Raw genomic sequence first — 12,171 nt, 5'->3', positions numbered from 1 at the left:
CGTGAACAGCGTCACACCTTACTCGGTAGATCCGCCTGACAAGCGGATTTCGCGACTGTCCGAGGACTGTGGATTGATTGCTGGGTTCACAGCTACCACCTACCATGATCGACCGTGAGGACACGTGAAGTTCCGGTGCGCATCGCTGTCGCAAGCGCGGTCGTCATCGCCATGACCAGCTGTTCGGACGGGGATGCCCCGAGCCAGGCGAGCACTCCGGCAGCAAGCGCGCCGACGTCGTCTGCCCCCTCCCCCGCCAAAACCCCCTCGGTGACGGCCGAGAATGCCTCGGTGACGTATGAGAGCGTCCTCGTCGAGCTCACCGGGACCTTCCGTGATCCTGAGCATCCCTGGCGCCTGGACGACAGCAAGGTCGGGTTCACGCCGTCCGGGTCGAAGTGCGCATACAGGTCCGTGACGTGGACGACTGACGAGGGACTGGAACCTCTGCTCAAGGCCTCGCACTGGGAGGGTGACATCGCCGACTCCGTGCAGGATCGCCTCGACGAGGTGGGATTCTTCGAGCAGCAGGTGGACGGCACGACGGTCCACGCGAGCGACGAGTCCGGAGCCGTATTCACCATGATGTCGACTGGATCGACGACGTCGATGCACGTCACGACGACGGCTTCCACATCGGGCCGGTCGTCATGCAAGGACTTCCCGATCGACGTCCCCGATCCGTGATCATGGTTGCGTCGCCAGGTGCGGTTAGGCTTGGTGCCACACCGTCAGGAGGATCGTGATCGAACAGCCCGCAGACCCGCAGCCCCGCCATGCAGAGCCGGGAGACGCGTCGGCGCGCGTAGAGGAGACTCAGCCGGTGCGTACCAGTGCCGCGACGATCGGCACCCTTCCTCCCCCGGAGGACCTGGAGACTCAGGCGAAAACCTCGGCCACGTTGGGGCACATCGCAGCTGGTCTGTACTACGTCGCAGCCGTGGCTGCTGCAGTTGCCCTCCTGGTGGCGTGGTGGCAGTCGATCCACATGCGCACCTTCATCCAGGCGACCCACCTCATGACGTGGACCCATCCGAGACCGGGATCGTTGGCGTCAGTACTGCTGGCGACCGCGATGATGTGCATCGCCGGGGGCATGGTGGCCATGCCGGGAATCCTCGCGGTCAACACCTGGCTGGGACGTCCCTGGGTGCGCTGGGGCGCCATCGGTGGCGTCGTGGTCGGATGTGCCGCCGTGACCCTGAACTGGGTGGCGTGGATCGGAATGCCGTTCCTCGTCACCGCCGGTGTCATCGTCTGGTTGCCGTCGGTGCGCCGGTGGATGGATTCGCAGCGTCCGAAGCCGCCCGAGACCCGCCGCCTCGATGCCCCGGTCATCTACGGCCGCATTCCGCAGCATTACTGACTGGCCCGGCGGGGTGAGTCGCACTGATCTGACGAAGTACGCTAAGCTATGACGAGTCTCCCTGGGAGACATGCGGGCGTAGCTCAATGGTAGAGCGCCAGCTTCCCAAGCTGGACACGCGGGTTCGATTCCCGTCGCCCGCTCTCTTCATGCCCCTTTTCCGGTGATGACCTCGACGGCGAGGATGGCGACCATGGTGTTGTTGACCACCGGGATGAACTAGTTGAAGGACCTCGCCACCGCGACTGCGATGAGCAGGATGCTGAGATCGCAGCTGCGGATCGGAGGTACTTCACGGTGGAATCCTATGTGACGCATTCACTCCCCGAACTGACGCGCCTTCCCGCCTTGTGTGAGTGCCTGTGCGACCCCGTCCAGCGCGACCTTGACCGTTCCGACCAGCACTCCACCCATGACGACCGGCGCCAGCATTGCTCCGACAACCGCGAGGGGCTGACGGCTCCCGGGACGACGAATCTCTTTGCGGGCAGCCAGATTGGCCATGATGATGACGGTCTGGATCCCCATGGCCTGGGCCGTCGCCGCGATGTCAGCTCCATCCTCCTTCCCGACCCAGCGCGGGTAGAGGGCTGCCGCCGTGGTGGCTCCGGCAGTGATTAGGGTTGCGATCACACCACCCGTATATCGGTTGGGTTTGCCACCGAGGGACCACGACGTCGCCACCCGGTCAGCCTTGACGAATCCGAGTGTCATGCTGCTGGCGAGACCGGCCCCAACCCACGGCGCTGCCACCAGACCACGTCGAAGTTTCTCGGGGACGTATTCGTTGAGGTCGGGTAGGGAGTCGTCGGGGCGGATGAGCCCCAGGCGCACGGCGACGGCGCCCAGATTGAGATCCCATCCGATGCCCACGGCTCGAGGCACCAGCAGGTGCGGGTTCTCAGGTTCGAAACCGCGCAGCGCGATGCGGGAGCCGCTCCCCCACGGCGCACCGATGGGGATGCCGAACAGGCTACGCACGCCATCATCGTCTCGAGTCCAGAGGTTCATGATCTCTCCTTGCCAGAAGTGTTGTGGTTGTCGTTGGTGACACGGTCGACGGCGGCTGCGATGCGCGACCACTCATCGATGAGCTCTGTCAGGTGGCCTCGACCGGCGGCAGTCAGGCGATAGATCTTGCGCGGAGGCCCTGACGGCGACTCCTGCCACTCGGTCGAAACCAGATCACCGCGACGCAGTCGGTTGAGCAACGGGTACAGCGTCCCCTGGGACACGCCCAGATCCGTCTCGTTCTCGAGCCTGTCCACGAGTTCCCCTCCGTAGGACGGTTTGCTCGCCAGCAACCCGAGGACGACGAGTTCGAGCGCGCCCTTGCGCAGTTGTCGTTCCGCCACGCTTTTCCTCCTCAACCAAGTAGCTTGGATAACACTGTACCTTGCATTGCAATGTAGTCCAATGAGGCATCCCGCCTGCTCTTACAAGAGGCCCGTCAGACCGCTCGTTCCAAACGCCACCTGATCTCAGCGTCCGGCGCCCAGCCCCTCCCACAACGTCGAGATAAGGTGCTCAATAAACCGTTCGGCATCGACGTCACACAGCAGGTCGACGTTGGGCTCCTTGCCCCACCGCCCCAACTCGTCACCCACGGTCTGACCACGGGTGAGCGTCCCGGTCAGCTCGACATCGACGGCAAGTGGCCGCGTCGTCGCAAACCTCCCGGTCACCGCGTTGGCGACGACGAGCGGGTCGTGCAAGTATGCACACCATCCCAACCCGTCAGCCTCGTGGAACTCGAAGTAGAACCTCAGCGCGTCGGCCAGGACTTTCACAACCGGATGTTCCCCTAGCTCCTCCACAGCCCGACGATCCCTCTCGTCGAGACGGATGACCTCAGTGGCCTGCAACGCCCCAAGCACCACCCGTTTGGACGCCTTCCCCCATGCCTCGAACACCTCATGGCCGGCCTCCGGGTCCACCGCGATGTTCCACTCGCTCGTCGGGCCGGTGTTGCCACGATGATTGATCGCTCCACCCATGACGTGCAGCCCCCGCAACAACTGCGGCAATTCCGGTTCTTCCCGCAGCGCCAGCGCGAGGTTCGTCAGCGGCCCGGTGACGATGCCGACCAGCTCGCCGGGGTATTTCCGGGCAAGATCCACCCACATTTGCGCACCGCTGCGCCCATCGGGGTCACGTCCGCAGTCCCCCAGCTGGGCATACCCCAAACCGTGGGGTCCATGGGTCTCCTCGGCGGTCATCACCGGCTCGACGAGGGGCGCGTCCGCCCCACGCGCCACCGGGGCATCCATCCCGAGCAGCTCGGTCAGCCCCAGGGCATTGCGCAGCACGTCGTCCTGACCGACATTGCCAGCTGTCGTCACCACCCCGACGGTCTCGACGTCGTCGCGGCACGCCAGGTAGGCCAGCGCGAACGCATCGTCAATCCCGGGGTCGCAATCGATCAGAACCGGCAAGGAACGTGTGGACATGGCGTCAGAATAGAGGCCCTCCACCGCACCACTGACCATTGAGTCGTCCCACCTCACCTTTTGCTGAGGCTGTTCGGGCTGGCCAGAGCGCCTTTACCCCAAGACTCGCGCATCCGCGTCCGCGTGTCCTGCCCCCTTCATTGTCCATCGGGTACATGCCACACATTTCACTGTCCCTTGGCACCGCCCGGCCCGAATCTTGGAAGGATCATGATCGACTGGATGGATCTCATCATCCGTATCGGAACCAGCGTCGGCCTCGGAACCCTCACCGAGATAGGAGGCGACGGATTCGGTGCAACTGATCCCCATGTCCGCTGACATGTCTTGCAGCATCCCCGGTCCGGCCTGGAGCCCTCGGTTTGGTCGTTAGCCTTCCTGGAGGACACTTGGCCTTGTCGGAGCAGGTCGTCAGCCACGTGCGTGACGATGCTGGCGAGCGAGTGTGAGGAAGTCATGACCGTCGAGGAGAAGGAACCGTCCCGCGCTGAGAGGATCCTTGCGGGCACCGTCGCGTTCACGGTCTGCATGGCTGTGGTGTTCGCGATCGTGGCGATCTTCATCGGTTGGCGCTGGTCGCTGAGGATGTTCGTCGGAGTCCTGCTCATCGGAATCCCCGGCGAGATCCTGCTGGAACTGGTTGGCGAGAACCGAATGTTCCCCCGCAGCGGAGGCAAACCGGGCCAGACGCGAGCTGCACGTTTGCTCATCCTGACGCCCATCCTCGCCGCGTGGGCTCTTATCGTCCTCGCCCTCACCGCCCTCGTCCAGCCGTGGTACGGCGCCGTCGGGGAAATGGCGTGGGTCATGGTGATCGGGATCCTCGCGATCCTCATCCAGGGGATCCGGGACACCCGGAAGAAGAAGTCCTAGCCCCTCGCCATGATCACAGCGCCGAGACTCCTCCCTGGCGGCCTTTTGTACCTCTCACGCCAGGTGCTCAGGACGTCGGAGACCGCCGGTTGCTTGTCCGCGAGAACGCCGGGCTGGAACTCGTCGTCGTGGATCTCCATGTCGAAGTGGGCCGGCACAGCACGTACTCTCCTCTGGAGAGGCCTGGATCCCTTAGAATTGTCGAACATGTCGTCAGTTGGGTGGGCAGGATAGTCTGGCCACACTGGCCACATAGGCTGGACCCATCGAGATTGTGAGGCAATGACTGCCTTGCAGATACCAATCCGATCGGCGCGACCGGTCACTGGCCCACACCCGCAGCACGAATCTCACCAGGAAAGGAAGCGTTGGCCATGAAGATCAACGACAACGGCCCCAAACCGAACGCCTTCGACATCGAGACCGCGACGAAGGAGAACACGAACTACCGCACCACCGCCTGGACCGGTAAGTACCTGCAGGTTACGCTCATGTCCATCCCGGTGGGAGAGTCCATCGGCCTGGAGGCCCACCCCGACACCGATCAGTTCCTGCGCCTGGACTCCGGCAAGGGTCGCTGCGTCATGGGACCGGCTGAGGATCAGCTCGACTTCCAGCAGGACGTCAGCGACGGCTGGTCCGTCCAGGTCCCGGCCGGCACCTGGCACGACGTCATCAACACCGGCGACGAGCCGATGCAGGTCTACGCCATCTACGCCCCGGTTCACCACACTCCGGGCATCGTCCAGGAGACCGCCGCCAAGGCTGAGGAGGACGAGAAGTCCGGAGCCGACGTCCCACCGGAGTGGAGCGTCCAACCCGACAAGACCGCTGACGATCTGCACGCCTGAGGAATACCATCCGTCCAGACCGGGCCGTCGTCGCCCTCGACTTGTCGAGGCGGGATCACGGGATGGGGATGCTGCAGGAGGATTCGCGGTCTGGGAATGCGATCACTTCTGTGCGACCGAGCCGGGAAACAGCCCGAGCTCCATGCCGGCGATGATGAACTCAACCTTGAGATCGAGGTTGCCGCGCTCACCCATCGACTGCACCCCGAACACATCCGGATGCCCTGCCGTCATCTCCCCGATCCTCTCGACGCCGGTCCGTCCTCCTTCATCAGCGGTCAGATAGGGCTGGATCGACACAAAGGTCTCCAAGGTGGTGTCCCCGACGAAGTCGAAGGCGAAAGCAGCCCCCTCGACCCCTCCGGGGACACCAAGCTCTGCCAGTCTCTGCACGATCGCCGCGATACGAGGCATCGCTGCCCCGAAGGCCTCTGGCTGAGCCATGAGCACCAGCGGAGCCTCTGGATACCGCTCGCACAACGCCCACTGGCGGTCGACAACCTGACGTAGGGCGTCCTGCCAATTGGAGACGTCGGGATCCGGCTCGATGTCCACCGCGATCTCCGCAATTGCGGCCAACTGCAATTCCTGACGAGAACTGAACTCCCGGTACAGGGCGGTGGCCTTCACCCCGAGACGATCAGCGACAGCCCTCAGGGTGAAGGTCTCGATGCCCTCGGCCAGGGCCGCGTCAATCGCCTGACGTCGCGTGAACGCAGGCTTGCGCCCTGGCCGTTTGCTGATCATTCACGGCCCACGAGCGACCACCCCTCGGCCCGCTCCCGGGCATGCCACAGATCGGCGTAGACACCGCCGCTGGCAATGAGGTCGTCATGGGTTCCCACCTGGCAAACCCTACCGTTGCGGTCGATGACGACGATGCGATCCGCCGAACGGATGGTGTCGAGCTTGTGGGCGATGACGAGGATTGTCGAGGACTCGCGCAGCTGGGCCAGGGCGGCCTCGACGTGGGCCTCGTTCTCGGGATCGAGCGCAGAGGTGGCCTCGTCGAACAGCAGGATCGGGGCGCGTTTCAGCAAGGCGCGAGCCACCGAAACCCGTTGCCGTTCACCGCCCGACAGACGACGACCACCCTCACCGACGCTGGCATCCCATCCACCGGGCAGGCGAGCTGCGATCTCGTCGACCCCGGCCAAGGATCCTGCCTCCCAGACCTGCTCGTCAGTGGCATCCGGGTTACCGATGCGAATGTTCTCCGCCAGGGTGGAGTCGTAGAGGTAGACGTCCTGGAAGACCATGGCGAGCTGACTCATGAGCTGCTCGGTCGTCTGGTCGCGCACGTCCAGTCCGCCGACACGCACCGTCCCCAAGTCGACGTCCCAGAACCGCGCCATGAGCCGGAACAGGGTCGTCTTGCCAGCCCCCGAGGGGCCGACAATGGCCGTCAATCCCCCAGCGGGAGCAGCAAAGGTGACGTCATGGATGACGGGATGATTCTTGTCGTAGCCAAAGGAGACGTCCTCGAGGGACACCTCCCCGGGAGCGGAGAGCTCGACCGGGTGCGCGCGCTTGGGTAGCACCTCCGCCGAGAGGATCTCGTCCACCTCGCTCACCGGCTTGCGCGCAGTCTCGACGGACAGTGCTGCCGAGACGACGTCCTCCAACACCTTGGCGTAGCGCAGCGAGACGCCGACGAAAGCCACCGTCGCGACCGGGGCGAGGGTGCCGTCGTTGCCCATGCGAGCGGCCAGCACGATAAGAACGACCGCGACCACCTGGGCCCCCAGACCCGAGAGGAAGTTCGCCGTCACACCGAGCCCCAGACACTTACGGGCAGCGCGTTCATTGGCTCGACGGGCATCCCGGAGCGGCTCATAGCCCTCGGCTCGTCCGGCAGCCCTCAGCACCGGCTGAGTCTCGCAGAACTCGACGATGCGGGCAGCCAGTTCCTGCTCGGTCGGCTGGACCGCCGACTCGCCGCGCAGCCACAAGGCCCGCGACGCGATCATGATCAGATACATCGCAGGCATCGAGATGAGCAGGGACAGCCCCAACTGCCACGACCAGAACCACGAGAGCACCATCATGACGACGGTCGTCGCGGCACCGCGCACGAGTGGGGCGGTGAAATGTGCCAACCCCTCGCCCAGGTGCATGAGTCCTTGGGTGAGAAGGCGGGACAGGCGGCCGGGGAAATTCGACCGGAACCATCCCAGTGGCAGGCTCGCCACCTGGTCACCGATGCGCACGCTGAGCTTGCCCATGACGTCCATCGCGGCGAGATAACCGATCGTCGACTGGAAGTACGTCACGGCAGCCCCGGCGACGGCCAAGGCCGCGAGCACCCACACCCAGCCCTGCCAGGTCAGTCCCATCGAGGGCCCATCCTCGACGAATGCCGTGATCGTCGGGATGACGGCAAACAGGCCAACCCCCTCGAGGGCTCCCTGAAGACCTGCCAGCCACAGGGAACGACGGAACTTGGCAGCTCCTTCCTCGGTGAGTAGGGGTCGGAAGGTGTCCAGGAGCAGGATGTCGCCCGCCCAAGAAAGGCGGGAATCTGTGGTCGTGGTCATCGGGTGGCTCCTTTCATCACTCGTCCTGCCGACAGACGAGCCCAGTAGGGTTGATCCGCCAATTCCTCGGACGAACCACAAGCTGCGATGCCACCGTTCTCCATGACACAGATGACGTCGGCGCCGGCCACCGACTCGGCGTGGTGACCGATGGCGAGCACGGTGCGGCCCCGGGCCAGCGCGGCCAGGGCCTGCTGGATCTCCGCCTCGCAGTCAGGATCGGTGGCCGCCGTCGCCTCGTCCAGCACGAGGATCGGGGCGTCGGCGAGCACGGCGCGAGCAATGGACAACCGCTGCTTCTGGCCACCCGAGAAATCGGTGTCCTCCCCCAAGACGGTGTCGAAACCCTTCGGCAGGGCGTCAATGTCGTCAAGGATGTGGGCGGCACGAGCAGCCTCGCGCACCTGATCGTCGGTGGCGTCGGGACGAGCCAAGGTGATGACGTCACGAATGGACCGACGCTGCATGTACGGGTCTTGGAGGACGAAGGACACCAACCGGTAGAGGTCATTCTGGGCAAGGTCCTTGAGGTCGACCCCACCGATGCGCACCACTCCGGAATCCGGGTCGCGGAAGCGGGCGAGCATCGTCGCCAAGGTCGACTTGCCGGACCCCGACGGCCCGACCAGAGCCGTGACAGTTCCTGGACGCAGTGTCAGGTTGACATGACTCAGCGCCGGAATGACGCCGTCAGGGGTGAGGTAGGAGGAGCTGACGTCGTCGAAGGTGACCGTCATGTCGTCAGGAATCCGCACGCTGACCTGTGGATGGCTGATCTGCTCGATGGACAGCACGTCCTGCAGACGCAGAGCCGCGTTGCCGGCCTGTTGGTAACCCCATGCCATGTTGCCCAGTACCTCGATGGTGCGCGGCAGGACCAGGGCGATGAGTGAACAGGTGAGGACGTCGGTGACGCCCACCCAGCCGGCCTTGGCCATGAGCAGACCGAATCCCAGGTTGATCGCCATGAGAGCTGCCACCGAGATCACCGACAGAGACAGGGCCGACGCCTTGATGAGCGGGCCACACCAGTCCCAGTAGAACCGGGCGAACTCCTCGCAGGCCTCGGTGAAGCGACGATGGGCCTTGCCGGTCTGTCCGAAATTCTTGACGACGTGGATCCCCTCCGTCAGCTCGATCGCCGAGGACGAGATGTCGGCGAGCTTGTCGTCCATCTCGGCGGTCTTGGTGGCCATGTCTCGCATCGTCACCCACTGCAGCAGGGCGTAGATCGGGAAGGTGGCGATGGAGAGAAGTCCCAGCCGCCAGTCCACCACGAAGGCATAGACGAGCAGTACGACCGGAACTCCCACGGCTGCGGTCTGCTCAACGGGCGCATGGGCGACGAGCATGTGGATCTGGACGGTGTCGTCCTGGATGGCCTTGCGCACCCGACCGGTTGACGACGAGCTGAACCAGGCCAGTGGGGCCTCCGAGATGCGGTCGATGATGCGGTCCTGGAGTATGTTGCGCAGCTTGATGTCGGCGATGTGAGTGATGACGAGGGCCAACACGTAGAGCAGGGCCTGGAGGCAGAAGGCCATCCACAGCACATTGGCGGTGCGGGTGAGCGCCTCGTGGTCGACGTGATCACCCAGCAGGATCGCGCCGAGTTTCGTCAGGGCGACGTACGGGGCAAGGGCGACGATGCAGGACGCAATGACGAGGATCCGCGCGATCAGGACGTACTCGCGGATAGGTTTCATGATCGACGACAGGGCCTTGCCACCGGCACGGTGCTTGGCCTGGTAGTCGCGAATATCTTCCGGTGCGGCAGCGCCGGGGCACACCTGCGGGGACGTGGAGGTCTCGCTCACTTCGTCAGTCCTGCCCGCTGGAAGTGCTTGCGACCCACCTTGATGCCCAACCAGCCACCGGCCAGCCCCAGCAGGAAGACGATGACGGCCCATCCCGCCACCAGGCCAGGTGTGAAGAGTTCCCGCATCTTGTTGGAGTAGTCGGCGCCCATCTGTTCGGTGATCATGGCGTAGTACTCGTCGGCATTCACGAGCATCGGGATGAGCGGCACGATCATCCACAGCACGAACACGGCATACCCGAGCATTGCGCGGCTCGTCGTGAGACGGGTGCTGCGGCCGGCCTTGGTGATGATGAGATCGGAGAGAAATCCGAGCACTATTCCGGCCGGGATCATCCAGATGGTGTGCCCCGGGCTCATACCGAGCCCGACGAGCAGACCAGTGATCGTCATGGTGCCAATTTTCGGCACCCGTGCAACTGACAACATGAGGACGATGCCGCCCAGCAGGATGCCCAGGATCCAACCGACGAACATGAAGGCCGGACCGGCGAGACCGATCATGCCGCAGGCGTAGAAGACGACGAAGAAGATCACCGCGAAGATGGCGATACTCACCAGGTCACGCGTTGTCAGACGGGGTTTCATGATTGTCCTTTCAGAGTGGTGATGTTGATGAGGTAGTCCCCACATCGGGCCATGAGCTCCGGGTCGTGGGTGATGACGATGACGACCTTCCCAGCGGTCGCGAGGTCACTGACGAGGTCGGCGATCGAGGTGAGGTGACGAAAATCGACACCCGATGTGGGCTCGTCGAAGATGACGACCTCCTTGTCCTGGGCGATGGTGGCCGCCACGACGAGGCGCTGGGCCTGCCCACCGGACAGTGACAAGGGGTGACGGTCACGTTGGCCGATCAGATCGAGACGCTCCAGGAGCGCCGGGACGTTGGCGGCATCGCGTTGGCGCGGGTCCAGACCGAGGGTGACTTCCCGCTCCACCGACTCGCTGAACAGCTGGCGGCGGACGTCCTGCATGACCATCCCGCACGATTTCTGCCTCCTGCCGGTGCTCCACGGCTCTCCCATGCCGATACGGGCGCTGGGCGGGGATTTTTCGAGCCCGCAGATCAGTCGGGCCAAGGTCGACTTGCCCGCGCCATTGGGGCCGGTGAGGATCGTCACCGCTCCGGCCGGCAGGAAGAGGGAGTCGACGTCGAGAATCATCGGGCCAGGCCCGTAGGAGAAGGACAGGTGCTCGACCATCAGCCCAGTCGGGAGTTTTGGGCCATCGGTGTTGGAGGAGGCTGCGGCGGTCGGCGGCTCGGGTATGTCCACCGGGAGGACATCGAGGGCGCGGAGGCCACGCTCGGTCCGTTCCATGTCCGTCAGGCTGAAAAGATCATCGCCGGTCATGGTTTCGGCGACTCTGCCGTCAGAAATGCGATGAACGACGTCGACCATCCCACGGAAGAGGTGCAACCGATGCTCGGCGATGACCAGCGTCTTCCCGGAGGCCTTCAGCTGGGCAACGAGGTGGCGAAAATCGTCGATTCCCTCGGCAGAGAGATTCGAGGTCGGCTCGTCGAAGAGGAGCAGATCGACGTCAGTGACCAGGGCACAGGCACACGCGACGCGCTGCAACTCCCCTCCCGAGAGGGTGTCGAGCCGCCTGTCAAGCAGGTGTGCGATGCCGGTCTGGCCGACTGCCCGAGTCATGGCGTCGCGGATCTCGGACGGGTCGACCCCGTAGTTCTCCAGCCCGAAAGCCAGCTCGGTTCGCACGATGGAGGTGAAGAACTGGGTGCGAGGATTCTGAAAGATCATCGCCGAGGTGCGCCCGACGTCGTGGAGTTCAACCCCGGCCAGATCAGTGCCGTCCACCTCCACTCTGCCACGCATGGTGCCCTCGAAAAACTTCGGGACGAGGCCATTCATCGTCCGCAGCAGGGTGGACTTCCCTGATCCTGATCCCCCGACGAGCAGGGTCAGGGTCCCGGACCGGATCGTCATGGTGATGTCCCGGAGCTGGTCCACGACCTCTCGGTCGGGCGTGGGGCCGTCGTCGAACGGGGACCCGTCGAGGTCAGGGACCGGGTAGGAGTAGGAGACGTCGGTCAGGCTGACGCTCATGCGATCACCTCGGTCACGCGCCAGGCAATCAACGCGCCCAAAACCATCAGCACGACGGCGTCACCGACACGGAAACGACTCGGGTCCAGGGTGGACCGGGATTTTTGTGCACCCAGCCCCTTGATGATGGCTGCGGCGGAGAGCTCGTCGGCGATCCGGGCAGCCGAGGCCAGGAAGGGGATGACGACGTATTCTCCCGTACG

General features: G+C 64.3%; 13 protein-coding genes and 1 tRNA gene. 5 read left to right on the top strand and 9 right to left on the bottom strand.

The window, feature by feature from the left end:
* Positions 1-114 precede the first annotated feature (114 nt).
* The 3 genes from PALO_RS00705 to PALO_RS00695 all read left to right on the top strand — a co-directional run bounded on the left by PALO_RS00705 (position 115) and on the right by PALO_RS00695 (position 1,509).
* Positions 115-687, top strand: coding sequence for a hypothetical protein (locus PALO_RS00705; RefSeq protein WP_231097188.1), 573 nt, complete (start codon positions 115-117; stop codon positions 685-687).
* A gap of 55 nt (positions 688-742) precedes the next feature.
* Positions 743-1,366 (top strand): hypothetical protein, encoded by a 624-nt coding sequence (locus PALO_RS00700; protein WP_041709907.1) that lies wholly within the window; start codon positions 743-745, stop codon positions 1,364-1,366.
* A gap of 72 nt (positions 1,367-1,438) precedes the next feature.
* Positions 1,439-1,509: transfer RNA gene (locus PALO_RS00695), tRNA-Gly, on the top strand.
* 175 nt (positions 1,510-1,684) lie between these two features.
* On the opposite strand, the gene PALO_RS00690 is transcribed toward PALO_RS00695, so the two are convergent.
* The 3 genes from PALO_RS00690 to PALO_RS00680 all read right to left on the bottom strand — a co-directional run bounded on the left by PALO_RS00690 (position 1,685) and on the right by PALO_RS00680 (position 3,855).
* Positions 1,685-2,377, bottom strand: coding sequence for a DUF5808 domain-containing protein (locus tag PALO_RS00690; RefSeq protein ID WP_004809349.1), 693 nt, complete (start codon positions 2,375-2,377; stop codon positions 1,685-1,687).
* Positions 2,374-2,721 (bottom strand): PadR family transcriptional regulator, encoded by a 348-nt coding sequence (locus PALO_RS00685; protein WP_004809351.1) that lies wholly within the window; start codon positions 2,719-2,721, stop codon positions 2,374-2,376. Before PALO_RS00685 ends, PALO_RS00690 begins: the two co-directional genes overlap by 4 nt.
* Before the next feature lie 126 nt (positions 2,722-2,847).
* Positions 2,848-3,855 carry a nucleoside hydrolase gene (locus PALO_RS00680; protein WP_015582037.1) on the bottom strand — a complete coding sequence of 336 codons (1,008 nt, stop codon included), beginning with the start codon at positions 3,853-3,855 and terminating at the stop codon, positions 2,848-2,850.
* A gap of 384 nt (positions 3,856-4,239) precedes the next feature.
* On the opposite strand from PALO_RS00680, the gene PALO_RS00675 reads away from it, so the two are divergent.
* Entirely contained in the window at positions 4,240-4,689 is a 450-nt protein-coding gene (locus PALO_RS00675; RefSeq protein WP_021107954.1) for a hypothetical protein, read from the top strand.
* Here PALO_RS00675 and PALO_RS00670 read toward each other — a convergent pair.
* On the bottom strand, positions 4,686-4,829 hold the full coding sequence (locus PALO_RS00670; RefSeq protein ID WP_036910121.1) for a hypothetical protein: 144 nt from the start codon (positions 4,827-4,829) through the stop codon (positions 4,686-4,688). The genes PALO_RS00675 and PALO_RS00670 overlap by 4 nt on opposite strands.
* 234 nt (positions 4,830-5,063) lie before the next feature.
* On the opposite strand from PALO_RS00670, the gene PALO_RS00665 reads away from it, so the two are divergent.
* Positions 5,064-5,540, top strand: a complete 477-nt coding sequence (locus tag PALO_RS00665; RefSeq protein ID WP_002514506.1) for a cupin domain-containing protein — start codon at positions 5,064-5,066, stop codon at positions 5,538-5,540.
* Between the two features lie 102 nt (positions 5,541-5,642).
* On the opposite strand, the gene PALO_RS00660 is transcribed toward PALO_RS00665, so the two are convergent.
* From PALO_RS00660 to PALO_RS00640, 5 genes are read right to left on the bottom strand one after another with little or no spacing between them, the layout of a single operon-like run.
* Positions 5,643-6,287 (bottom strand): TetR/AcrR family transcriptional regulator, encoded by a 645-nt coding sequence (locus PALO_RS00660; protein ID WP_002520710.1) that lies wholly within the window; start codon positions 6,285-6,287, stop codon positions 5,643-5,645.
* The gene (locus PALO_RS00655; RefSeq protein WP_015582033.1) at positions 6,284-8,077 is read right to left on the bottom strand and encodes an ABC transporter ATP-binding protein; all 1,794 of its coding nucleotides are present in this window, start codon (positions 8,075-8,077) and stop codon (positions 6,284-6,286) included. Before PALO_RS00655 ends, PALO_RS00660 begins: the two co-directional genes overlap by 4 nt.
* Positions 8,074-9,894 (bottom strand): ABC transporter ATP-binding protein, encoded by a 1,821-nt coding sequence (locus tag PALO_RS00650; RefSeq protein ID WP_004809368.1) that lies wholly within the window; start codon positions 9,892-9,894, stop codon positions 8,074-8,076. The genes PALO_RS00655 and PALO_RS00650 overlap by 4 nt, the downstream gene beginning before the upstream one ends.
* Complete coding sequence (locus PALO_RS00645) at positions 9,891-10,484, bottom strand: MptD family putative ECF transporter S component (RefSeq protein ID WP_004809369.1); 594 nt, start codon at positions 10,482-10,484, stop codon at positions 9,891-9,893. Before PALO_RS00645 ends, PALO_RS00650 begins: the two co-directional genes overlap by 4 nt.
* The gene (locus PALO_RS00640; protein WP_015582032.1) at positions 10,481-11,968 is read right to left on the bottom strand and encodes an ABC transporter ATP-binding protein; all 1,488 of its coding nucleotides are present in this window, start codon (positions 11,966-11,968) and stop codon (positions 10,481-10,483) included. The genes PALO_RS00645 and PALO_RS00640 overlap by 4 nt, the downstream gene beginning before the upstream one ends.
* Positions 11,969-12,171: the final 203 nt, after the last annotated feature.

This window comes from Cutibacterium avidum 44067 (assembly GCF_000367205.1).
GTDB classification, from domain to species: Bacteria; Actinomycetota; Actinomycetes; order Propionibacteriales; family Propionibacteriaceae; genus Cutibacterium; species Cutibacterium avidum.
Note: the sequence above shows the minus strand (reverse complement) of the source record. Positions and strands in the feature narration are given on the sequence as shown.

Excerpts from the sequence above, each read along its gene's own strand:
- PALO_RS00690 (WP_004809349.1), bottom strand. The coding sequence starts at position 2,377 with ATGAACCTCTGGACTCGAGACGATGATGGCGTGCGTAGCCTGTTCGGC.
- PALO_RS00680 (WP_015582037.1), bottom strand. The coding sequence starts at position 3,855 with ATGGTCAGTGGTGCGGTGGAGGGCCTCTATTCTGACGCCATGTCCACA.
- PALO_RS00670 (WP_036910121.1), bottom strand. The coding sequence starts at position 4,829 with ATGGAGATCCACGACGACGAGTTCCAGCCCGGCGTTCTCGCGGACAAG.
- PALO_RS00665 (WP_002514506.1), top strand. The coding sequence starts at position 5,064 with ATGAAGATCAACGACAACGGCCCCAAACCGAACGCCTTCGACATCGAG.
- PALO_RS00660 (WP_002520710.1), bottom strand. The coding sequence starts at position 6,287 with ATGATCAGCAAACGGCCAGGGCGCAAGCCTGCGTTCACGCGACGTCAG.
- PALO_RS00655 (WP_015582033.1), bottom strand. The coding sequence starts at position 8,077 with ATGACCACGACCACAGATTCCCGCCTTTCTTGGGCGGGCGACATCCTG.
- PALO_RS00645 (WP_004809369.1), bottom strand. The coding sequence starts at position 10,484 with ATGAAACCCCGTCTGACAACGCGTGACCTGGTGAGTATCGCCATCTTC.
- PALO_RS00640 (WP_015582032.1), bottom strand. The coding sequence starts at position 11,968 with ATGAGCGTCAGCCTGACCGACGTCTCCTACTCCTACCCGGTCCCTGAC.